The organism is Brevibacterium zhoupengii (assembly GCF_021117425.1).
GTDB lineage: Bacteria > Actinomycetota > Actinomycetes > Actinomycetales > Brevibacteriaceae > Brevibacterium > Brevibacterium zhoupengii.
The window spans coordinates 3,911,877-3,935,158 of record NZ_CP088298.1; the positions used below are offsets into that span (position 1 = coordinate 3,911,877).

General features: G+C 64.2%; 20 protein-coding genes. 10 read left to right on the plus strand and 10 right to left on the minus strand.

The features are described from left to right. The first annotated feature begins 140 nt into the window (after positions 1-140). The 5 genes from LQ788_RS17715 to LQ788_RS17735 all read left to right on the plus strand — a co-directional run bounded on the left by LQ788_RS17715 (position 141) and on the right by LQ788_RS17735 (position 6,587). Positions 141-1,340 (plus strand): MFS transporter, encoded by a 1,200-nt coding sequence (locus LQ788_RS17715; RefSeq protein WP_231443279.1) that lies wholly within the window; start codon positions 141-143, stop codon positions 1,338-1,340. Positions 1,341-1,345: 5 nt separating this feature from the next. Beyond that, positions 1,346-1,684 carry an L-rhamnose mutarotase gene (locus LQ788_RS17720; protein WP_231443281.1) on the plus strand — a complete coding sequence of 113 codons (339 nt, stop codon included), beginning with the start codon at positions 1,346-1,348 and terminating at the stop codon, positions 1,682-1,684. 74 nt (positions 1,685-1,758) lie between these two features. Then, entirely contained in the window at positions 1,759-2,928 is a 1,170-nt protein-coding gene (gene rhaI, locus LQ788_RS17725; protein WP_231443283.1) for an L-rhamnose isomerase, read from the plus strand. A 90-nt stretch (positions 2,929-3,018) separates the two neighbouring features. After that, a complete protein-coding gene (locus tag LQ788_RS17730; protein ID WP_231443285.1) occupies positions 3,019-5,061 on the plus strand; it encodes a bifunctional aldolase/short-chain dehydrogenase in 2,043 nt (680 codons plus the stop codon). A gap of 11 nt (positions 5,062-5,072) precedes the next feature. Continuing rightward, entirely contained in the window at positions 5,073-6,587 is a 1,515-nt protein-coding gene (locus tag LQ788_RS17735) for a rhamnulokinase (RefSeq protein WP_231443287.1), read from the plus strand. A 194-nt stretch (positions 6,588-6,781) separates the two neighbouring features. Here the strand turns inward: LQ788_RS17735 and LQ788_RS17740 are convergent, their stop codons facing one another. Then, entirely contained in the window at positions 6,782-7,804 is a 1,023-nt protein-coding gene (locus LQ788_RS17740) for an NADP-dependent oxidoreductase (RefSeq protein ID WP_231443289.1), read from the minus strand. A gap of 93 nt (positions 7,805-7,897) precedes the next feature. Next, positions 7,898-8,788, minus strand: coding sequence for a DUF402 domain-containing protein (locus tag LQ788_RS17745; RefSeq protein WP_231443291.1), 891 nt, complete (start codon positions 8,786-8,788; stop codon positions 7,898-7,900). Positions 8,789-8,916: 128 nt separating this feature from the next. Here LQ788_RS17745 and LQ788_RS17750 point away from each other — a divergent pair, with 128 nt between their 5' ends. After that, complete coding sequence (locus tag LQ788_RS17750) at positions 8,917-9,864, plus strand: amidohydrolase family protein (protein WP_231443293.1); 948 nt, start codon at positions 8,917-8,919, stop codon at positions 9,862-9,864. Positions 9,865-9,905: 41 nt separating this feature from the next. Here the strand turns inward: LQ788_RS17750 and LQ788_RS17755 are convergent, their stop codons facing one another. The 6 genes from LQ788_RS17755 to LQ788_RS17780 all read right to left on the minus strand — a co-directional run bounded on the left by LQ788_RS17755 (position 9,906) and on the right by LQ788_RS17780 (position 16,882). Then, positions 9,906-10,451 (minus strand): DUF421 domain-containing protein, encoded by a 546-nt coding sequence (locus LQ788_RS17755; RefSeq protein ID WP_096159920.1) that lies wholly within the window; start codon positions 10,449-10,451, stop codon positions 9,906-9,908. Between the two features lie 108 nt (positions 10,452-10,559). Continuing rightward, positions 10,560-11,333 (minus strand): SDR family oxidoreductase, encoded by a 774-nt coding sequence (locus LQ788_RS17760; protein ID WP_231443296.1) that lies wholly within the window; start codon positions 11,331-11,333, stop codon positions 10,560-10,562. 144 nt (positions 11,334-11,477) lie between these two features. Continuing rightward, positions 11,478-12,461 carry a DUF4097 family beta strand repeat-containing protein gene (locus tag LQ788_RS17765; RefSeq protein WP_231443298.1) on the minus strand — a complete coding sequence of 328 codons (984 nt, stop codon included), beginning with the start codon at positions 12,459-12,461 and terminating at the stop codon, positions 11,478-11,480. A 1-nt stretch (position 12,462) separates the two neighbouring features. Next, positions 12,463-13,107, minus strand: coding sequence for a response regulator transcription factor (locus LQ788_RS17770; protein ID WP_096159926.1), 645 nt, complete (start codon positions 13,105-13,107; stop codon positions 12,463-12,465). Further along, positions 13,095-15,269, minus strand: coding sequence for a sensor histidine kinase (locus tag LQ788_RS17775; protein ID WP_231443300.1), 2,175 nt, complete (start codon positions 15,267-15,269; stop codon positions 13,095-13,097). The genes LQ788_RS17770 and LQ788_RS17775 overlap by 13 nt, the downstream gene beginning before the upstream one ends. A gap of 245 nt (positions 15,270-15,514) precedes the next feature. Next, the gene (locus LQ788_RS17780; RefSeq protein WP_317207048.1) at positions 15,515-16,882 is read right to left on the minus strand and encodes a trans-sulfuration enzyme family protein; all 1,368 of its coding nucleotides are present in this window, start codon (positions 16,880-16,882) and stop codon (positions 15,515-15,517) included. Positions 16,883-17,100: 218 nt separating this feature from the next. Here LQ788_RS17780 and LQ788_RS17785 point away from each other — a divergent pair, with 218 nt between their 5' ends. Further along, the gene (locus LQ788_RS17785; RefSeq protein WP_231443302.1) at positions 17,101-17,529 is read left to right on the plus strand and encodes an ArsR/SmtB family transcription factor; all 429 of its coding nucleotides are present in this window, start codon (positions 17,101-17,103) and stop codon (positions 17,527-17,529) included. Beyond that, positions 17,526-18,017 carry an SRPBCC domain-containing protein gene (locus LQ788_RS17790; RefSeq protein WP_231443304.1) on the plus strand — a complete coding sequence of 164 codons (492 nt, stop codon included), beginning with the start codon at positions 17,526-17,528 and terminating at the stop codon, positions 18,015-18,017. Before LQ788_RS17785 ends, LQ788_RS17790 begins: the two co-directional genes overlap by 4 nt. Positions 18,018-18,177: 160 nt before the next feature. Here the strand turns inward: LQ788_RS17790 and LQ788_RS17795 are convergent, their stop codons facing one another. Beyond that, complete coding sequence (locus tag LQ788_RS17795; RefSeq protein WP_231443306.1) at positions 18,178-19,824, minus strand: acyltransferase family protein; 1,647 nt, start codon at positions 19,822-19,824, stop codon at positions 18,178-18,180. A gap of 253 nt (positions 19,825-20,077) precedes the next feature. Here LQ788_RS17795 and LQ788_RS17800 point away from each other — a divergent pair, with 253 nt between their 5' ends. After that, entirely contained in the window at positions 20,078-21,112 is a 1,035-nt protein-coding gene (locus tag LQ788_RS17800; protein WP_231443307.1) for a nitronate monooxygenase, read from the plus strand. A 272-nt stretch (positions 21,113-21,384) separates the two neighbouring features. Here the strand turns inward: LQ788_RS17800 and LQ788_RS17805 are convergent, their stop codons facing one another. Then, positions 21,385-22,170 carry a response regulator gene (locus tag LQ788_RS17805; RefSeq protein ID WP_317207049.1) on the minus strand — a complete coding sequence of 262 codons (786 nt, stop codon included), beginning with the start codon at positions 22,168-22,170 and terminating at the stop codon, positions 21,385-21,387. 168 nt (positions 22,171-22,338) lie between these two features. Here LQ788_RS17805 and LQ788_RS17810 point away from each other — a divergent pair, with 168 nt between their 5' ends. Further along, a complete protein-coding gene (locus tag LQ788_RS17810; protein WP_231443309.1) occupies positions 22,339-23,268 on the plus strand; it encodes a DMT family protein in 930 nt (309 codons plus the stop codon). The last annotated feature ends 14 nt before the right edge of the window (positions 23,269-23,282 follow it).

The window sequence follows — 23,282 nt, forward strand, 5'->3', positions numbered from 1 at the left end:
GGACACAAAGACGTCGTCCAAATGGAAAGCCACCATCGCGGTGGCCATGTCCAACTACATCGAAGCCGGATCCATCATCGCAATCGCCACAAGCATGAGCCTGTCTGTGGCAGACGGAGTTCGGGCTCGACAGCCTGGCAGTGGGCCTGCTCAGCGCCCTGAGCGCCAACGCCTTCGGCGCAGCGATCGGTGCCGCCATCGGCGGTCCGCTGTGCGACCGCTACGGCCGCAAGTTCATCTACACCTACGACTTGCTCCTCTACATGTTCGGCACCCTGTTCGCGGTCTTCGCCATGAACTTCACGATGCTGCTCATCGGATTCGTCCTCACCGGCATCGCAGTCGGTGCGGGAGTCACCGCAGCCTGGACCTATATCGCCGAGGAGGCACCGGACGGTCGACGTGCCGGTCACGTCGGTGTCGCCCAGCTTGCCTGGTCGATCGGACCGATGATCGGGTTCCTGCTTGCCGCACTTCTCGAGCCCATGGGACTGCTGGGTTCGCGCATCATTTTCGCCCACCTCTTCGTCATCGCCTTCATCACTTGGTGGGTCCGTCGCGGACTAGCCGAGTCACGACGCTGGAAGGCCAAGAACGCCAATCCCAACATGGTCGGGACCTATCGCGGCATCTTCGAACTCTTCACGAACAAGAAGAACCTCATCGCGTTGCTCTTCCTCATCGGCGTCTACGGATTGTGGAACACCGTTGCCGGACAGGCTGGCATCTTCCAACCGCGCATCTATGAGGCGACCGGCCTCACCGATGCCCGTTCGCAATACCTGCTCCAGGTCCTGGTCTGGGGCCTGACCAGCGCTTCCACCTTCTTCGGCTTCATGCGCTACGGCGACAAGGTCTCCCGCCGCTGGCTCTACGGCATCGGCGCGGGACTCGGAATCATCGCCTGGGCGGTCCTCATCTACGGACCCGCGGGCTGGTTCTCACTCCTCGTCTTCGCCATCGGCTGGGGCATCTCCTCCGGACTTGGTGCACAGGCCTTCTACGGGCTGTGGGCGGCAGAGCTCTTCGCCACCCGCTACCGCGCCTCGGCGCAGGGATTCATGTTCATGATCGTTCGCGTGATGGTCGGCATCCTCTCCCTGTGGTTTCCGCTCATGCTCGACAAGACGGGACTTCACGGCGTCGGCTTCCTCATCCTCGGACTCCTCGTCGCCGCTCTACTCATCGGTGTCATCTGGACACCCAAAACCCAGGACAAGACTCTCGAAGAGATCGAGATCGAGCGCTATGGACGACTTCTCGATGCTGATGTCGACGACGAGGTTGCCGCCGGCAATGTCGCGGCCGACGCAGAAGCATCCGTGCTCAGGAAGGACTGAAATCGATGGAACGCGTCTGCTTCCGCATGCAGGTCGATCCAGCCCACCTCGGCGAATACATCGACCGTCACCGCGCGGTCTGGCCGGACATGCTCGCAGCGCTGAAGGAGACGGGGTGGAGCAACTACTCGCTCTTCGCCGACCCCAGCGGAATGATCATCGGCTACCTCGAAACCGAGGACTATGAGGCGGCCCAACGAGGTATGGAGCTGAAGGACATCAACGCGAAATGGCAGGCGTCGATGTCCGAGCTCTTCGCCGCCGGAGGGTCCTTCGACGAAGGGCCGCTGCGACTACAGGAGGTCTTTCACCTCGAGGACCAGTTGGCCCAGCGCACCCAGTGAACCACCACAGACCTCATGCACCCAGCATCTGACGCATCAGGCACCCGCATCTTCGAAAGGACGATGAATCGCACATGACCACACCCACAGGCTTCAACGACATCACCGATGAGCTCGCCGAGCAGTCCATCGAACTGCCCTCCTGGGCGTTCGGCAACTCGGGCACCCGCTTCAAGGTGTACGGAACTCCCGGAACTCCGCGGGATCCGTTCGAGAAGATCGCCGACGCGGCCAAGGTCAACGAGCTCACCGGGCTCGCTCCGCAGGTCGCACTGCACATCCCCTGGGACCTCTGCGACTTCAAGGCTCTCGCCGACCACGCTGCCGGGCTCGGTGTGCGGTTGGGAACGATCAACTCGAACACCTTCCAGGACGACGACTTCAAGTTCGGCGCTCTGACCCATGTCGACGAACGCATCCGCACCAAGGCCATCGACCATCACCTTCAGTGCATCGACGTGATGGACACGACCGGCTCGCGCGATCTCAAGATCTGGCTGGCCGAAGGGTCGAACTACCCCGGCCAGGCCGATATGAGAGGCCGTCAGGACCGACTCCACGACTCACTTGCCAGAATCTACGACCGCCTCGGCGAGGAGCAGCGCCTCGTCCTCGAATACAAATTCTTCGAGCCGTCGTTCTACCACACAGACGTCCCGGACTGGGGCACGAGCTACACACAGGTGGCCGCTCTGGGCGACAAGGCCAAGGTCTGCCTCGACACCGGGCACCATGCTCCGGGAACGAACATCGAGTTCATCGTCATGCAGCTGCTGCGACTGGGCAAGCTCGGATCCTTCGACTTCAATTCCCGCTTCTACGCCGATGACGATCTCATGGTCGGCGCCGCCGACCCGTTCCAGCTCTTCCGCATCATCCACGAGGTGATCCGCGGAGGAGGTCTCAACAACCCGGACGTCGCGTTCATGCTCGACCAGTGCCACAACGTAGAGAACAAGATCGAGGGGCAGATGCGCTCTGTGCTCAACGTCCAGGAGATGACGGCCCGGGCTCTGCTTCTCGACGCCACCGCCCTGACAGCGGCACAGGAATCCTGCGATGTCATCGCTGCCAATGACATCTTCATGGACGCCTTCTACACCGATGTCCGCCCGGCCCTGGCCGAATGGCGCACGTCCCGCGGGCTCCCAGCCAATCCTGTCCAGGCATTCCGCGAATCGGGCTACCAGGACCGCATCGAGTCCGATCGAGTCGGCGGAACCCAAGCCGGGTGGGGCGCCTGAGCAGCGCCGCGCATCCCACCACACAGCCCACAGCCACCCCTCAGCCCGCAGCCCTCCCCCAACCTCACGAAAACCACTCCGAGGAGAGACATGACCACGACCAATCCCACGGTGACTGAGCTCATCCGACGCTCCAACTCGTTGGGCTCCGATCGACGCAACACGAACTTCGCCGGAGGAAACACCTCAGCCAAGGGCAGCGATATCGATCCGGTGACCGGCGAGAACGTCGAGCTGCTGTGGGTGAAGGGATCCGGCGGGGATCTGGGAACGCTGGTGCCCGAGGGCCTGGCCGTCCTCCGCCTCGACCGAGTGCAGGCCATGACCGGCACCTATCCCGGTATCGACCGCGAAGACGAGATGGTGGCGGCCTTCGACTACACCCTCCATGGCAAGGGCGGTGCAGCACCATCCATCGACACCGCAATGCACGGACTCGTCGACGCCGCCCACGTCGATCATCTGCACCCCGATTCGGGCATCGCCATCGCCACGGCAGCCGACGGAAAGGAACTGACGAAGCAGATCTTCGACGACAAGGTCGTCTGGGTGCCTTGGCGGCGCCCCGGCTTCCAGCTCGGCCTCGACATCGCTGCGATCAAGCGAGCGAACCCGCAGGCCATCGGGACCATCCTCGGCGGTCACGGGATCACTGCATGGGGAGACACCTCGGCGGAATCCGAGGCCAACTCCCGGTGGATCATCGACACCGCGGCGAAGTTCATCGACGACAATGGCCGTCCCGAGCCCTTCGGCACAGCCCGTCCGGACTTCACGGCGCTGCCGGGATCCGAACGCCGGGCCAAGGCCGCCGCTCTGGCACCGCACCTGCGAGCTATCGCCTCGGCGGACAGGACCATGGTCGGTCATTTCACGGACTCCGAGCCTGTCCTCGAATTCCTCGCCGGACAGAAGCTGGGCGCACTGGCAGAACTGGGCACGAGCTGTCCCGACCATTTCCTGCGCACCAAGATCAAGCCACTGGTCATCGACCTGCCGGCGACCACCTCGGCGGAGGACATCATCGCAGCACTGCCGAAGCTCCACGACGCCTACCGGGAGGACTACCGTTCCTATTACGCACGCCATGCGGATTCTGATTCGCCGGCGATGCGTGGGGCCGATCCCGCCATCATCCTGGTCCCCGGCGTCGGAATGTTCTCCTACGGACCCGACAAGCAGACGGCACGCGTGGCCGGAGAGTTCTACGTCAACGCCATCAATGTCATGCGCGGAGCGGAATCACTTTCCACCTATGCACCGATCTCCGAGGCGGAGAAGTTCCGTATCGAATACTGGGCTCTCGAAGAGGCCAAGCTCAAGCGCAAACCAGCTCCCAAGCCGCTTTCCTCACGAGTCGCCTTCGTCACCGGTGCCGCGAGTGGAATCGGCAAGGCCATCGCCACGCGCCTGTCGTCCGAGGGCGCCTGCGTGGTCATCGCCGACCTCGACCGCGACAAGGCAGAAGCCGTGGCAGCCGAACTCGGTTCGACCGATACGGCCATAGGCGTGGCCGCGGATGTCTCCGATGAGACTGGAGTGCAGGCGGCCCTCACCGAGGCGGTGCTGGCCTTCGGAGGAGTCGACCTGATCGTCAACAATGCAGGGCTGTCCCTGTCGAAGTCACTGTTCGAGACGACAGAGAAGGACTGGGACCTCCAGCACGACGTCATGGCGAAAGGATCGTTCCTGGTGTCGAAGAACGCCGCGAGGATCCTCGTCGACCAGGGGCTCGGAGGCGACATCGTCTACATCTCCTCGAAGAACTCCGTGTTCGCAGGCCCCAACAACATCGCGTACTCCGCAACCAAGGCCGATCAGGCGCATCAGGTGAGGCTGCTCGCGGCCGAACTCGGCGAGCATGGGATCCGCGTCAACGGGATCAACCCCGACGGGGTGGTCCGCGGATCGGGAATCTTCGCCGGCGGGTGGGGAGCTCAGCGTGCGAAGACCTACGGGGTCGAGGAGAAGGACCTGGGGAAGTTCTATGCCCAGCGCACAATCCTCGGCCGCGAGGTGGTCCCGGAGAACGTGGCGAATGCCGTCTACGCTCTGTGCACCCACGACTTCTCGCACACGACCGGACTGCACGTGCCGGTCGACGCCGGCGTTGCCGCCGCGTTCCTGCGCTGAGGGGTGAACTGATGGACCACGGTAACGAATCGACGACCTTCACGCTGGCGGCCGTTGATCTCGGAGCGACCAGCGGCCGCGTGATCCTCGGCGGGATCGACGACGGCGTGCTGCGGATGAAGCACGTGGCGCGGTTTCCGAATACGCCGCTCACGCTGTTGGAGACCAACGGCGAAGTGCAGGGTTTCGCACACGGGCAGGACGCAGCCGCTGGTGAAGGCTTGTATTGGAACATCCAATCCCTGTATGCGGCGGTTCAGGACGGACTGCGGGAAGCTGCGCGACTCGCTCCCGGTCTGACCAGCATCGGAATCGACTCCTGGGCCGTCGACTACAGTCTGCTGCGCAATGGTCGATTGCTCGGATCACCTCATCACTACCGCGACGAGCGGACAGCGCGAGGGGTCGAGCTCGTCCATAATCGGATCACCCCTGCCGATCTGTTCGCCCGCAACGGTCTCCAACATCTCGACTTCAACACCGTGTTCCAGTTGGCGGTGGAGTCGGAAACCGGCTTCCTCGACCTGGCCGACGAGGTGCTGCTGATCCCTGATCTGCTCGCCTACTGGCTGACCGGGCGCTCACACGCTGAGGTCACCAATGCGTCGACGACGGGACTTCTCTCGGTCACAACGCGGACCTGGGACACCGGGCTACTAGACGAGTTCGGGTTCGAGCGGAGCCTCCTGCCACCACTCGTCCGCTCCGGTGACGCTATCGGACAGATCACCGATGCGACGGCCAGGCGGCTGGGTGCCGATCATGATGTCCAGGTCACGGCTGTGGGCTCCCACGACACCGCCTCGGCGGTGGTGGCCGTGCCCTTCGCCTCGAAACGATCGGCCTATATCTCGAGCGGAACCTGGTCGTTGGTGGGACTCGAGCTGGACGAACCGGTGCTGTCGACCGCGGCTCGGGAGGCGAACTTCACGAACGAGGGCGGAGTCGATGACACCGTCAGATTCCTCAAGAACGTCTCGGGCCTGTGGCTGCTCAGCGAATCGATGCGTCACTGGCAGGCCGATTCGAACGAGGCTCAGCGCAGTGCTGACCTGCAGTCTCTGCTGGCCGAGGCCGAAACCGTGAAGTTCCATTTCGAAGTGTTCGATCCCGCCGATGCGCGGTTCGTTCCGCCTGGTGACATGCCCAGCAGGATCGCGGAATGGTACACGGAACGCGGCCTGCGCCCACCCGAGTCCCCCGCCGAGGTGGTCCGCTGCATTCTCGAATCCCTGGCCGAGGCCTACGCCCGCACTATCGATGCCGCCGAGACGTTAGCCGGAATGACGGTCGACACGGTCCACGTCGTCGGAGGCGGATCGCAGAACTCACTTCTGTGCCAGTTGACGGCGGACCGGACCGGTCGCACGGTCCTGGCCGGGCCAGTCGAAGCGACTGCGATCGGCAACCTCCTCGTCCAGGCGAGAGCAGTTGGCTTGGTGGCGAAGGACGCCTCTTTGTCGGATCTGCGTGAGATCGCGCGACGGTCATTCCCCGTCGTCGAGTATCTTCCCGAGACGAGCTGACCCAGCGGCGACATTCGGGGCTGAACGATGGACTGAAGGGTGCGCTGGACGACGGACTGAGACTGAAACAGTCGGTAAGTTCTGGTCGACAATCGCGCGATTGTCGACCAGAACTTACCGACTGTTGATGCTGCTGCGACGGGGAGCGCCTCCGTCAGCGACGAAGGCTGATCGCGCCACGCGCCGCGCTACTGTCAGCTTTCGGCGCCGACTGCCACGACCATCTTGCCGAAGTTACGGCCGGCGAGCAGGTCGTTGAAGTACTCGGGCGTCTTGTCCAGGCCCGAGCGGATGTCCTCGCGGTAGCGGACCTTTCCTTCCTTGACCCAGCCGCTCATGTCGGACAGGAAGTTCTCGTGGTGCTTCTCAACAAACTCGGTCTGAATGAAGCCACGGACGTTGAGTGACCGCGTGAGGATGTTGCCCATGAGCGCACCCGAGCGGTCGGGACCCTCGGGCAACTCGGTCAGGTTGTAGTTGGCGACGAGACCGCAGACGGGTACGCGTGCGTAGGTGTTCAGGCGTGGCAGCACAGCCTTGAACACGTCTCCGCCGACGTTCTCGAAGTAGACGTCGATGCCCTGCGGCACCGACTCTTTGAGTTCGTTCTTCAGGTTGCCGGTCCTGTGGTCGAGCGCGACGTCGAAGCCGAGCTCGTTCAGATGGGCGACTTTGTCAGGTCCACCCGCAATACCGACGGCCTTCGCGCCCTTGATCTTCGCGATCTGTCCGACGACGGAGCCGACGGGACCGGTGGCAGCAGCAACGGCCACGGTCTCGCCTTCCTGTGGGCGCCCGATCTCCAGGAGACCCGAGTATGCGGTGAAGCCCGGCATGCCCAGCACACCGAGAGCAGTGCTGACCGGGGCGACTTCCGGATCGAGGCGACGCAGGTGTGCGGCCTTCTCGACGGAGTACTCCTGCCAGCCGCCGTAGCCGAGGACGGTGTCACCGGTGGAGAACTCGGACGAGTTGGACTCGACGACCTCGGAAACCGTGGCGCCGACCATGACGTCACCGACCTCGACCGGCTTCGCATAGGACTTCGCATCCGACATCCGACCGCGCATGTAGGGATCGAGTGAGAGATACAGAGTGCGGAGCAGAACCTCGCCGTCCTGCGGCGCCCCCAGGTCAACCTCGTCGAGGAGATAGTTCTCCGCTTTCGGCTCTCCGACCGGACGAGAATTCAGGCGAATTCTGTGGTTTGTCGTCATCGAGATGCTTCCTTTCATCGACGCCGCGCACTGTATGCACACGGTCGTAGCGTGTCTGTGGAGCTGAACCCTTGGCCGCCGAAGCGGCGACGCCTAGATCCAGTCCTTGTCGTAGCAACCACTGCGGATCCGTTGATGTTCCTGATTTCGCGAAGAATCCGAGACAGACGATTCTGCCGCAAGCTCCCGAGCCTTCGTTTCCCACTTCGGGTCAAACGCCCAGGTGAAATCGCCGAGGTGGTCGAGCAGCTCAGATCCATTGCGTCGAATGTTGTCCGACCATTCACGTGGCCAGGCGCCGTAGTTCGCCGCGGCGGCGAGTTCGTCCACGTCCTTGAACACCGCCCCGTTCGGGTTGAGAAGCGCGTACCCCGGCGTCGTGTTCCGGGACTGCGCGTGACCCGACGTTGTGTGCAGTGGCATGCCGTCGGTGGGGAAGGTGATGTCGAGGATGTGATCGCTCGTGTAGAGGGCATCGTCCGTGCGGCGGTGGGTGGCCTCGAGGTTGACGTACCAGTCCGCGCGGATCGCACCAGAGCCGGCAGCAGAGTCGCTGACAACAGGGTCATTGGCCTCAGTCCCTGCACCACCAGGCTTGAGCAGGACCCATACAGAGAACGGAACACCGGGCGGGACGATCTTGAGTACCCCGAGCCCGCGCCAGCTGCCGGGCGCCTTGATCCGTCGAGGCGCCTCGGCGGGCGGGCGGAACCGCGCCTTGAGCGGAACGTCGTGGGGGTTGAATTCCTCCCAGCCGACGATTCTCGTGTCGGTGGTCGCGGTGCCTCCAGCCATCCACAGCACTGCACCGGCCGGCCCGTCCTCGATGACTCGCATCGGCCGACGCACCTCGGCGTGGTCACGATCGAAGTCAAAGCGTCGAAACGACCAGGTCACGGTGTCGCCGGGCGCCCAGAAGGGCCCCTTGCCCACTTGTCTTGTGCCGGGTGGGACGTCGATCTCGTACGGATCGGTGAACTCCATACTGGCAGTCTAAGTTCGAGTCATGGGTGAGGCCTGGATGCACACAAGTCCGCTTTGCAGGCGCCATTGCGCCCAGGTGCTGCCCACCGCTTCAGCCCGCTCAGCGCTCACCGCCTAAAGTGGTAGGCATGGACGACTTCACACTTCCCGATCGCAAAGACGCGGCCAATCGCAACGAGGCGACCGCGGCCGAACCTCCACGCACCGATTCCGACATTCCGGGCTACCTCGAGGCGCTGGGCATCCCCGGCCTCGCTGACATCCACATCCACTTCCTGCCGCAGAACGTGCTCGACAAGGTGTGGGCATACTTCGACGCCGCCGAAGCCAGCTACGGCTACCCGTGGCCGATCCACTACCGCTATGACACGGAGACTCGCCTCCAGATCGTCCGTGACCTGGGCGTCCGTGCCATCCCGGCCCTGACCTACCCGCACAGACCCGGCATGGCCGCCTGGCTCAATGAGTGGAACCGCGAGTTCGCCGCCGCCCACGACGACGTCATCCACTGCGCGACGCTCTACGCGGAGCCGGAGTCAGCCGACTACGTGCCCGAGGCGCTGGCGGCCGGCGCCCGACTGTTCAAGGTCCATATCCAGGTGGGTGGCTTCTCCCCCGATGACCGTGTGCTCGATCGCGCGTGGGCAGCGCTGGCCGAGGCACAGGTGCCCGTCGTCATCCACGCCGGGTCCGAGCCTCTGCCCGGCACCTACACCGGACCGCAGGCTGTGGCGAACGTCCTCGAACGGTTCCCGTCCCTGCAGTTCGTCATCGCCCACATGGGCATGCCCGAGTACGAGGCATTCGCGAGCCTGGCCGAGGATTACAGCGGTGTGCACCTGGACACGACGATGTACGTGTCAGGATTCTTCTCCTCCCCCGCCGAGGTGGACCCTGCTTACCGTAATCGCTTGGCTGGTCTGCAGGACAAAGTCATCCTCGGCTCGGACTTCCCGAACATCCCCTACCCCTATGCCGATCAGGTCTCAGGGTTGGCCGGGTTGGGCCTCGGCGACGATTGGATGCGCTCGGTGCTGTGGCGAAACGGAGCGCGGGTCCTCGGACTGGAGGGCTGAGCTCTCACTCTGCGTGGTTCGCGGAGTCGTCCCCCGCGGGGTCAGCCTTCGCGGGGAATTCTCTCTGCTCCGATGACTCCGCGCAGCAGCTCCTCGTCGATCGGCGCCCCTTTCCGGGTGACGCTGATCTGACCGGTCGGCTCAAGGATCACGCATGCCACCTCGGCGCGCTGGCGAATGCCTGCCATGCGCAGCTTCGAATACACCTCAGCGGGGTCGACATGGGCCCTGGCAAGGTTGTCGGTCAGCAGCTCGCTGCCGGCCATGAGCACCACCGCGGGACTGTTGACGATGCCGGCGATGCGGTGGAAACGACGAGCCTTCCCGGTCAGCGCCTGCAGAACCAGCAGGGTCGCCAGCCCCAAGAGACCAGCGATGAGAGTCGGGGTGTCGCCGAGGATCGCACGGCCGATGATCGCGCCGAGGGCGATGATAGCTGCGAGGTCGAAGCTTGAGAGACTGGCCAGAGTGCGCTGGCCGAAGACGCGGACGAGCAGGATGATGCCGAGATAGAACGCGATACAGGACACGACGATCCGCACCGCGTCGACACCGTCGAGTCCGAATTCCGCCCAGCTGAAGTCCATGCATTTCCTCCCGACTGGATCTTACAACTTCGGCCCTCGCCCTGAGCCGACCTCGCTTTGAGCCGAGCGCAGGCTCCGCGAGAACCCATACCCAGCGGGCGCGCAGGCTCAGCGGGTGCGCAGCCAATCGTCGACGGTGACGGCCGACAACCTCGGCGATTCGGGGATGAGACCATCGGCAGACATCGGACCGGGGATCGGGATGGGAACGATCTTCTGGCCACGTTCTGAGCGCCCACCGTCACTCACAGCCGAATCTGCGTTCGAACTTCTGGCGGCGATCTGGCCGGCGATCGTCGGGAAGTCACTGATCTCGGGGCCAGCGACCTCGATGGTTCCGCGCTCACCTGCGTCGATGGCCTCGGCCATCATTCGGGCGGCCTCGTCCGCGGCCAGAGCCTGGACTCGCATCTTCGGGACGAATGCCACCGGACCTGCATTGAACGTCATTGTGTCGACAAGCTCGAACCACTGGGCCGATCGGAACAGCAGGAGCTGGTCGGCGGGGATCAATCGACGATAGACCCGTTCCTGCAGCTCTTTGGCCTGGTAGTAGCCGAGGAGCTTGGACTTGGCGACTTCGGGTCGGAACGCGATGGACAGGCACACCATCGCAGCACCCGGGTTCTCTGCTGCGGCCAATGCGATCGAACGTGAGCTGCGGGAGAAGAAGTCGAGGGCCTTGTGTCGGTTGTTCGTCATGAAGTTGACGCAGTCGACGAGGACATCGCTGCCTTCGGCCGCCTCGGTGACGCCTTCTCCGGCGTAGGTGTCGACCCCGATGCCGCGGTGAGCGGCGATGACCGAGTGCCCACGTTCTCGCAGGTGTGCCACGAGTCTGCTGCCGAATGTGCCGGTGGCCCCATAAACGGTGATCTGCATGTCTCATCCCCTGCTGTCGGTGGATCGGCCGGTGTCGAGTCGCAGGGCCTGTGGGCCGTTGCCCGTTCTGCTGCTGGCACATGGCTGCTGACGGATTGGCAGTGCCCGCCGGCGGTTGCGCCGACGGGCACCGTATGAGCCAGTCTAGTTCTGTTCGATGGTAATCGCTCCGGTATCAGCGCTTACCGCAATCGGGATGACGGTCTTGCCGTCGGCGTCCTTGGAATCCCTCGACGCATCGTACTTCTTGAGGTCCTTGGCCAGATCCACGCTACCCTGATTCGAGTTCGCGTTGATGCGATAGAAGAGGTCCTTGGCGTCTTCGGAACTGGCGTCATCGTCCTTGGAAGCGGCAGTCTCGGCGGCCATCTTCTCCTGGGCCAGGTCCAAGCGCGGCAGACGGAGGTCGATCGTGCCTTCATCGGCCTTGGCCACGATGCCTGACATCGGAACCATGTCGTTGGAGAAGTCGAGGTCGATCGACCCTGTCGAGGTCACGGCGTCGACGTGGTCGCGAACATTGAGGTTCGTTCCGTCGAGGGTGCCGACGCCGGTCTTGGATTCGATAGTGCCGAAGGTTCCGCTCAGCTCCGTCATGCCGTAGTCGGTCGCGGTCTGCAGAGTCTCTGCCGAACCGCTGACCTCCACAGCGCCGCCGTCCGTCTTCGCGACGATGTCCTGGTAGTCACCTGAGATGTTGATGGCTCCGTAGCCGCCGTTGAAGTCGAGCTTCATGTCCTTCGAGGTCTCGGCCGGGAGGAGGACCTCGATCCGGGACTTCTCGAGGTGCTTGTGGTCATCGACAGAGACGGTCGAGGCTCTGTCGGATCCTCTCACCTGCAGCTTCGGCGTCTCGTCCCGAGGTCCGGTAGCCGTGAGCCGCACGGAAGGCTCGGTGGTGTCGGTGGTCTTGACGACGATCGAGGCGCCGGTGTCGAGGACGAAGTTCAGGTCCTTGGTCGAGCTCGGCAGCTTCTTCGTGACTTCGAGGTTCGTGTAGTTGAGGCGTGAGGCTCCATGGGCGACGCTGAATGCGATCGGCACCAAGAGGACGACGATTGCGGCGATCGTGATGATCACTCGCATGCTCGTGCGGGTGGATTCGCTGACGTGGACTGTGGCAGGCATTCTAGGCTCCGAGGAATGTGAGGACGGCGAGGATTCGTCGATTGTCCGAGGTGTCGGCGGTGAGGCCGAACTTCGTGAAGACCGAGCTGATGTGCTTCTCAACTGCACCCGCGCTGAGGTAGAGGGTGCGGGCGATCGCGGCATTCGATTTGCCTTCGGCCATGAGCTGGAGGACTTCGAGTTCGCGCGGGCTGAGTGTCGACAGCCCGTCCTTCTTGCGTGTGCGCACGAGGATCTGCGAGACGACTTCGGGATCCAAGACGGTGCCGCCGGAGGCAACCTCGTCGACGGCTGCGAGGAAGTCCTCGACATCGGCGACCCGGTCCTTGAGCAGGTATCCGAAGCCACCGGTGTTCTCCGCGATGAGTTCGGATGCGTACTGCTCTTCCACGTATTGGCTGAACACGAGCACCTTGACGTCCGGGTTCTGCTTGCGGATGAGCACGGCGGCGCGGATGCCTTCGTCGGTGAACGTCGGGGGCATGCGCACATCGATGATGGCGAGGTCCGGCGGGGTGTTGTGGACGGTGGCGAGGAGCTCGTTGGCGTCGGCCACGGCGGCGATCACTTCGTGCCCGGCATCGACCAGAAGCCTCTCGAGTCCGGCTCGCAAGATGGCAGAGTCTTCGGCAATTACGATGCGCATGGCACCTCCACAACGACAGTAGTTGGCCCACCTGCGGGGCTGGTCAGGTTCAGTGTCCCACGAGCGGCTTCGACGCGATCGACCAAACCGGCGATGCCGGTGTGCCGACCTGATCTGTCGATGCGGGCCCCACCCTGTCCGTTGTCGGTGACGACGATCTGGACTCCGGTCTCGGTCGGGGCGATGAAGACTCGAGCGTGGGTTGCCTCCGAATGCTTGGCGATGTTCGTCAGGCATTCAGCGACGACGAAGTAGGCCACAGCTTCGGCTTCTCGATCGATGCGCCCGGCGAGGCGGACATCGACCTCGACAGGGATCGTTGAGCGCCCGGCCAGAGCGGAGACAGCCGCATCAAGTCCACGGTCGGTGAGCACCGCGGGGTGGATTCCGCGTGCCAGCTGCCGCAGTTCGTTGACGATGCCCTTCGCTTCAGTGTGGGCTTCGGACACGAGTTCCTTGGCGCGTTCTGGATCGGTGTCGATCTTCGACTTCGCCATGCCCAGGGTCATGCTCAGTGCGACGAGGCGGGGCTGGGCTCCATCGTGGAGGTCGCGTTCGATGCGCAGTCGTTCTGCGCCCGCCGCCTCGATCCCGGCCATGCGGGCGCGATCGAGTTCGGTGACCTCGGCCTGCAGTGCCGCGGTCCGTGCGGGTGGAAGAAGGCTGCGATCCAGCGCCCGGTCGAGGTAGGGGGCGAACCACAGGATCGCCACGGAACTGGCGAGGATGATGAGCGAGCCGATGGCAACACCGATGCGCCCCAGTCCGCCGGTGGATTCACCGAGGTAGAAGGTGGTGACGCCTTCCGGGTTGATTGCGCTGAAGATGCCGAGAATGGCTGCGCAGATGCCGGCGACGGTACCGAAGACGACGATCGCACCCAGCAGCAGCTTCACATAATGGTGAGCGGTCGAACGCCAGAACGAGCCGGATTTCACGTGCAGCCACCGGTTGTGGAAGAAGCGGCCGAAGCCTGATTCGCGGGTGCTGCGTGCGATCTTCGGAACCGGGATTCGGTCCCCGTAGATGAGTTCAGCCCGGTAGCGTTCGAACACGTTCGCACCCTGCTGGACGACGACCCAGACGACGAGGGCGAGTACGCCGAGGCCGAGTGCGAAGATGCCGCCGATGCCGGTGAACAGCAGGCCGAGCGGGATCCAAGCCCAGACCACGGCCATTACGGCAGAGAGCACGAGGTTGGCGACGCCGACGATTCCAACTCGCCTGCTCGGCCATTCGATCGGCCCGTCAGCCGGGATCTCGGTCGCTTCGTCTCGCGCCAGCGGCATTGTCCCTGTCACGGGTGCATATGTGATGTTCTCTGCCTTCGGCTTCTTCCTCCGAGGCGGCTGCATCGGTTGCATCGGGCCCATCGGCATCTGCCCGTTGGGTCCGGGTCCGAGGTACGGGCCCTGGTTGGGGTAGTGGCTTTGCTGAGGATGGTTGGCGTAGGTGCGCGGCTGGTAGCCGGGCTGCTGGGGACTGCTGGGCTGCTGGGGGCTGCCGGGCTGTTGGGGATTGCCGACCTGCTGGGGGCTGCCGGGTCCGGCGGGGCGCAGCTGCTGGGGCGGGTATGCCTGGGCGGGCTGCTGCGCTGGCGCCTGCTGTGTTGGCACCGGCTGCGAGGGTGTTGGCTGCGAGAACCCCTGCGGGGAGTTCGCGTTCATCACGCGGGTCTGTGGGTAGGCCTGCGTGTACTGCTGTGTCGGATAGCTGGTGGCCTGCGACTGCGGGCCCGGAGCCGAACCGTGCTGCTGAGCAGATCCGTTCTGCTGAGTGGAGTCGTACGGCTGAGCGGCACCGCGGCTGAATGGAACCTCCAGGTCCAACGGTGTTGTCCGGAACTGTCCGGCCTCCGTCGCCAAGGGCGCCCGTGGGGAATCGTCGGTCTCGCCGATGTCGGAGCTTTCGGAGGCATCAGCAGCCTCAACTGTCGCGTCGGCCGCAGAGCTCTCATCAGCTTCAGGGCTCGCAACAGTTCCTGAAGTCGCATCGGCGCCTTCGGAAGTTTCGGAGATCTCTGAAGTCGGGGGTGCGTTGACGATCGCCGCGGCGCCGATTGGCCTGTCCGATTCCGGCGTTTCCTCTGGTGCCTGGGACTCCAGAGAGTCGGCGCCCTGGGGCTCCGAATCGTGTGGGTTCGTGGGGGTGTTCTCACTCATAGCAATTACGCTACGGGAGTCGACGCGCTGCCAACAGCACGTTGACCGCCTACCCTGCGTCGGGTTTTCCCCACGCCTGGTGACCACGCGCACACCCGCTCCGCAATGCTTGCGGCGATTGATGCCTTCTCCCCCGCACTGTAAGCGGCGATTGTCACCTTCCCAACCCGCACCGTTAGCGGCTTTTCCTACCCGCAGCTCCACACACAACAGCTGGCACAGCACGTGGCACCGCGAGTATCAATTCATACCGTTGCAACAGGGTGTTTAAGCACTGCCGGTGCGAGGTCGGCAACTGGAGCCTCATCGTCCGTAGCCTCCGCACCCGAAACGTCTGTACCCAACGTGTCCGCACCTGAAACGTCCGCACCCAACGATTCCGCACCCGAAACGTCCGCGCTCGAAACCTCCGCGCCGGCGCTCACGCCGTCCGGAGTCTGCGCCGCAGCGGCGAGCGCCGCGTCGAGGTCGGTGAGGATGTCGGCGATGTCTTCGATGCCCAGGGATAGGCGGATGAACGTCGGCGAGACGCTGAGTTCGCAGTCGGCAACCGCCAGATGGGTCATGGTCGCTGGGTGGTCAATCAGTGACTCGACTCCGCCGAGCGATTCGGCCAGGGTGATGAGCTTCGTGCTCTTCACCAGCGACAGGGCCCTGGCCTCGGTATCGGTGCGGAAAGAGATCACTCCCCCGAAGCCGCTCATCTGCTTCTTCGCGACCTCATGACCGGGGTGGGATGACAGCCCGGGGTAATACACCTCGGCGATCTCGGGGCGGTTCTCCAACCATTCAGCCACGGCCTGCGCGTTCTCGCAGTGCTTGGCCATCCGCACCGGCAGTGTCTTGATACCGCGGCGGGTCAGCCATGCATCGAATGGGGCGATGCCCAGCCCGACGGATGCGAGGTAGGACTCGAGACGTTCGACAACCTCGGCGGCACGGGGACAGGTCGAACCGTCACCGGCGAGGACGGCACCGCCGATGACATCGGAGTGGCCGTTGATGAACTTCGTCGTCGAGTGGATGACGACGTCGGCGCCGAGCTCGATGGGGCGCTGCAGAATCGGGGTGGCGAAGGTGGAGTCGACGGCCAGGATGGCGTTCGCGGCGTGGGCGAGCTTGGCCGTCTCGGCGATGTCGACGATGTCGAGTCCGGGATTGCTCGGGGTCTCGACCCACACGATCGCGGTCTTGTCTGAGATCGCCGCCGCCAGCGCCTCGGTGTCGGTGAGATCGACGGTGCGGATGCTGATGCCCCAGCGCTCGTATTCGTTCTTCAGCAGCCGGTAGGTGCCGCCGTAGATGTCGCGCGGGATGATGATCTCATCGCCGGGACCCAGCAGTGCGGAGAAGACCGCGACCTCGGCGGAAGTCCCTGAGTTCACCGCCGCCGCGAAGGAGGCGTTCTCCAGCTCGCACAGCACCTGCTCGAGGTCGCTGCGATTCGGGGTGCCGGTGCGCGCGTAGTCGAAGCCGGCGCGGGTCTGGCCCGGGGTGTCCATCATGAAGGTCGAGGTCTGGAAGATAGGGGCAACAACCGAACCGGTATGGGATTCGGGGTTGGCCCCCGAATGCACAGAGCGGGTCGAGATTCCGTTCTGGGTGATACTCATGGCGGGACCTTCCTTCACTGATGACGCTTCGACTTCGCTGCCGAAGTTCCACCAGTGTGAACGCACAGTCGCTGGTTCTGCCTTCGCCCGTGACCCCGGATGTCACCGACCGTCATATGACGGTCTTCCGGCGTCACTTTCCGTCACGAAAGAGTCAGAATAGGAAAATTTCTCGATCCGCGGGTCTTTTCCGTCCAGTCCATGCGACACTTAGCCTCATGGCTAAGTATTCGGATCAGCTCGATGCGATGTTCACCGCTCTTGCCGATCCCACACGACGTGCGGTGGTCCGCCGATTGGGCCACGGATCGGCCAGCGTCGGAGAGCTGGCAGAGCCCCTGCCGATCTCGCTCCCGTCGTTCATGAAACATGTGCGCACCTTGGAATCGTGCGGGCTGATCCGAACTCAGAAGACAGGCCGGGTGCGCACCTGCGTACTCAACCGCGATCGCCTGACACTGCTCAATGATTGGCTGGCCGAGCAGAGACTCATCTGGGAAGCCAGCACGGATCGCCTCGAGCGGTTCGTCACCACCGGCGCTGCCGCTGGCCGCGCGGGATCTGACGACACCGCCCCAGACGACGGGATCGCACACGGCGCTGCCGCTGACACCAGCGGCAGCAATCACAGTAGGGAAGAATCATGACAGCACATCTCGCTCGCACCCGACATTTCGACTCAGCACTCGACCTCACAATCCAGAGAGTGATCCGAGCGCCCAAGGAATCGATCTGGTCTGCTTGGACGGAGCCCGACAAACTGGCGCAATGGTGGATACCCGCGCCGCTGACGCTTCGCATCGATGCCCTTGAACTCAGCCCAGGCGGGGCCTTCTCCACCATGATGAGCGAGGACGGGGAAACCTTCACGCCGCACGTCGACGCAGTCTTCCTCCTCGTCGAGGACAACAGCCGTCTGGTGTTCACCAACGCGGTCAACAGTTCCTGGCACCCGGCCTTTCCCGACCCTGTCTCCATGACCACCGAGATCATTCTCAGCGACCATGCCGAGGGCACGGACTATCAGGCCGTCGTCCGCCATGGCAGCCCCGAGCAGCGTGCCCGTCACGAGGAGCTGGGGTTCTTCGACGGTTGGGGCACCGTCACCGAGCAGCTGGCGAAGTCCGTGGAGTGAGGCGAGCGCAGCGGCGCAACGCGCAGGGACGCAGCGGCGCTGACTGCGCCACGCGCAGAGACACACGCGTCAGCGCTGAGTCCCGTTGGGGATCGATCGAAGTTTCAGGGCCCACGTTCAAACGGGAGCTCTGAAACTTCGATCGATCCCTAACCTTTTTTCAGCCGAGACTGGCCAGCGCCCTGGCACGATCCGCCGGCGCTTCGCTCGCTGCCGGCACCTCACTCGCTGCAGCCTTCTCGGACTCCGGTGCCTTCATGGTGGCGGCGAGCACCAGAGACGTTGCGAGTGCAGCAACAGAGACGAGTGTCCAGATCAGTGGGGCGATTCCGATGAGAAGTGCGATCGCGATGCCACCCATTGCCAGGGCTACTGCGATGATGGCGCGGCTGACTGTGGTCGACAGACGCTCACGCAGCTGCCGCGCCGCTGCCCGGACCCCTGTCCGGGTCTCACCTGCGGGGTGACTATCCCGATGCCCGGCGATCTCACCGACGATCTCACCGGCGACTCGGGCAATCCATTGCCCAAACCGTGCCAGTCGTTCCTCGCCGGGGAAAGGAATCTTCGACATTGCCATCGCCAAGGCTCCGGCCAGCACCATCACCGTGAGCAGCCAAGACAGTCGCGTCAGCCACCACCACGCCGATTCGATCTCGGGCAGCAGGATGCCTGCCGCTGGTACGCCGTCTCCGAATGATGCCCCGGCAGCCAGATTCGCACCGAAGCCAAGGAACCCGATAAGGGTGATGACGATGGGCATGTGCCACAGGTAGACCTGGATGCCGTAGGTGTTGCCCCAGGTGATGATGCGCTGCCAGCTGCGAGCGCGGTACTCGCGTGCACGCTCCGATCCCGTCCGTCCGCCGGCCACAATTTCGTTGAGCCGCGCATGGGTCAGCCGCAGGACGGACATCTGCGCCACTCCCAGCAGCACCAAGGCCCCCGTCGGCGGGTTGAGATTGACGAGCATGTCCGGGCTGTAGACCCCGAGTCCCACGAGCACGCCGAGGCTGGCCAATGCGAGAGCCATCGTCGTCCATGCGAGTCCGACTCGGACGGGCCGATGAATGGCGTCGGCGTAGAAGAATCCGAACTGCTGGATCAGGGGCCACACGAACAGGAAGTTGAGATAGCCCAGGCCAGTCACTCCGGTGAGTGCGACCACGGTGTCCACGGCGATGACGGCACCGGCGAGCGCTGCGATCGACCGCCTCGGCGCTCTTTCGTGGAAGTGCACGGCCAGCGGCACCAGGGAGGTCAGTCCGACGTAGACGGCGAGGAACCATAGGGGTTGTCCGATTCGCGTGCTTGCTTCTGCGAGCAGGCCGGTGGGCACTCCCATTTCCGAGGCGATGGACAGGCCGAGGCCGGCAGCACCGATGAGCACGGCGACCGGGATGACGAGGCGGCGCAGGCGTGCGCGAATGTAGTCGGCCCAGGTTCCTTCGGTGGCCTGCGTGCGCCGCCACCCGTTGATGGCGGCGTATCCGCCGATGAAGAAGAACAACGGCATGATCTGGTAGAACCATGAGGCGATCGTGAAGCCCACGGTGCCCGAGAGCGCCACGGTCGGCACCACTTCCCCATCGGCGCCGAGGACCGCGCTGGCCATCAGCGAATGCAGAATCACCACGACGACGAGGCAGCCGAACCGGATGAGGTCGATGGCGCCGTCGCGGTGGGAGCGGCTGCCGGCGGCCCGGTTCGCAGATGCTTCCGGCGGCTCGGTCGGCCTGTGGGGTTCGGCCGCGGATGCTTCCGGCGGCTCGCTTGCTTCGGAACTCCCGACGAGGGTGAGTGACATGATGACTCCTTGAACGGTTCAGCGGTGGGCGACTGAAATGAACCTACGAGCGCGGTTGTCATCGCCACATCACCTCGGAGTCTCGACCTGGGCGCCCTCAACCAGTACTTCCGAGTGAACGGCGACTCCCCCGACCCCAGACCATCCCACCCCGAACCGCCACCGCTCAGAGCGAGTGCAAGAATGGCAGAGGAATCCTCACCCGCTGAGGAATCCACCAGACCTAGGACGCCCGAGCAAGGAGCACGAAACGATGACGACGATCGCCTTCGAGACCACTGATCTGCCCATCATCGGAGCGCCGATGGCAGGCGGAACGACAACACCCGAGCTCACTGCGGCCGTCGCCCGAGCCGGTGGGTTCCCCTTCGTCGCCGGTGGCTACCTCAGTGCCGAAGCGCTGGCCCCTCTGATCGAGCGCATGCGGGAGACTGCCGAGAACTTCGGAGTCAATCTCTTCGCACCGAATCCGGTACCCGTCGATCGCGGTGCCTTCGACGCCTTCGTCTCGGCGCTTGAGCCCGTCGCGGCCGATCGCGGCGTCGCCATCGATCCCGAGCCCGTTGAGGACGACGATCACTACACCGACAAGGTCGACTTCCTCGTCGCTCATCCCGTGCCCTTGGTGTCGATGACGTTCAACATTCCCACCGCCGAGGTGGTCGACCGTCTCCATTCCGTCGGCACTCAGGTGGTCGCCACTGTCACGACCGCGGCCGAGGCACGCACTGCTGCCGATCGCGGCGTCGATGCTCTCATCGTCCAGGGTCCTCAAGCTGGCGGGCATTCGGGCACGGCCGATCCCACACGGTCCATCGAGGATCGGTCCACTATCGACCTCGTCAAAGATGTCCTCGCCGAGGTGGCTCTGCCCGTGGCAGCCGGAGGTGGAGTCGACGGCCCGGAATCCGTCGACGAGCTGCTCCAGGCAGGGGCGAGCGCCGTCGTCGTCGGCACCCTTCTGCTGCTGAGTGATGAGGCAGGCACTGCACCGACTCACCGGGCAGCACTGCAGTCCGAGGACTTCAACGAGACACAGCTGACCAGGGCATTCACCGGTCGGCCCGCTCGCGCACTGGTCAATGACTTCGTGAAGAAGTTCGATCCGATCGCGGTCGACGCCTACCCGGCGGTCCATCACCTGACGAAATCGTTCCGTGCCCAGGCGAAGAAGAACGATGATCCGCAGGGCCTGCACCTGTGGGCCGGCACCGGATACCGCAGTGCCCAGACAGGCTCAGCGGAGACGATCGTCAAGGAACTCGGCGCCCGCTTCGCCCGGAACTGATATCGACAGCGGATGCTCACAGCCCTAAGCCGGACCTCAGACGTACCTTAGCTGGACGTTTTGGTCAGGTCCGCCAGTGATTCTTCCGCCCAGAACGTCCGACTTAGACTGCTTCAGGATGGCAACGGAGCGGCTCACTGGCTCGGATGGAGGAACTTTTGGTGTGGTTGCGGCCATGAAAACCGCACCAAAGGTTCCTCCATCCCCAAAGCCCGAGCGCCAATCCCCAAGGCTCACGGCCCAATCCCCCGAAGGCTCCACGCCCCCAACGCTCACCCTCCGGCGACGACCAGGCCGGATTCGTAGGCGGCGACGACGATCTGGGTGCGATCGCGCAGGCCCAGCTTCGACAGGATCCGGGACACGTGGGTCTTCACGGTCTGCTCGGCCAGGAACAGCTGCTGAGCCACCTCGGCGTTGGCATGGCCTTTGGCCACCAGGGTCATGACGTCGATCTCACGGTCAGTGAGCTGCCCGAGCACAGCGGTGTCCTTGGCGACCTTGGGTCCGCTCACGTACTCGGAGATGAGGCGGCGGGTCACGGACGGCGCCAACAGCGATTGCCCCTCGGCAACCACGCGCACGGCGGTGATCATGTCCTCGGCGGTGGCGTCCTTGAGGAGGAACCCGCTGGCCCCGGCACGCAGTGCTGAGAACACGTACTCGTCGGCGTCGAAGGTGGTGAGCATGATGATCTTCGGGTGCTCACCGGGCATCGAGAACACGGCCCGAGTGGCATCGAGACCGTTGAGCTTCGGCATCCGGATGTCCATAAGGATGACGTCGGGCGCGGTTCTGCGCACGAGGTCGACGACCTGCGAACCGTCCTCGGCGCTGCCGACGACGCTCATGTCCGGCTGTGCGTCGAGGAGGGCTCCGAACCCCTGACGGACCATGGCCTGGTCATCGATGATGGCGACCCGCGTCGTCTCGGACGACGGCGGCGGAACCCCGTCGCGCGCAATCGACCCCGGTGCGGGACTCGGCGTCGAGCCCGGCATGGCACTCGGCGTCGAGCCCGGTGCGGTACTTGCCCCTGGCACTCCTGCTTCTGGCATGCTCTCACGCTACCCGACCAGCGCCGCCATGAACCCTCGAAAGCCCGTGAAATCAGGCGGAAGACTCCCTGTCGTGGCCGATTTCATCCGAAAGTAGCACTCCCGGGTTCATACAATCACTCCTTCGTATGATGCGCCCCATGACACCGGGTCCTTAGCGTGCACAGCATGATCATCACAGCGATAATCCTCGCCACGGTCGCAGCCTTCTGCCTGGCGCTGGGCACGCACTTCCAGCAGTACGCCGTCGCCACCATGACACCCGGGCCCAAACGTCGGGCAACCTGGATCACCGGCCTGGGGCTCATGGGCATGGTGACCGTCCTCAATGTCATCGCTCTGGGCCTCGGACCGGTCGCCATCGTCCAACCCATCGGGGCGATCTCCCTCGTCTTCGCCGCGCTCATCAGTCGCCGGTACTTCGGACTGCGCCTCGGCGCCCCGCTGCTCATCAGCATCGGGGTGACGATGTTCTCGATCTTCACCTTTGTGGCCACCTCGGCGCAGTTCTCCCATGAACTCGTCGCTACGACGGAATCGATCACCTGGATGTTGTCGATCCTCGTCGCCCTCAGCGTCTTCGGCTCACTCTTCGCCCTCAGCCGGGCCGACCACATCCCCCGTGTCGTCATGACCGGCATCATCTTCGGCACGGTCGCGGCCGCGACACATGTGCTCGCCCGCACGGTCGTGGCTGGCGGACTCCCCGGGTTCGACCTCATGGGCTCGCAGTGGTGGATGGTGCTCGCCGCGGTGGGTCTCGCCTCGGCGGTGGGATTCTGGCTGGTCCAGACCGCCTACGCCTCGGGCCCGCCTGAAACGGTTCTCGCCGGACTGACCGTCATCGATCCGATCGTGGCGGTGGTCATCGGCGCCGCCTTCTTCGGCGAATACTCGGGCCTCACGCCCATGGCCGTCGGCCTGCTGCTGTTGGCCGCCGCCGGAGGAGTCGGAGGGGTGTGGATGCTCTCGCAGTTCCACCCCCGCGTCCTCGAAGCGAAATCGGTCCCCGCAGGGCGGATCCCAGCAGACGTTCCCGCACACCTCTCACCAGAGCTGCGAACACCGGCTCACAATAGTCAAGGAATCCGATCATAAACCAGACCCTCGAA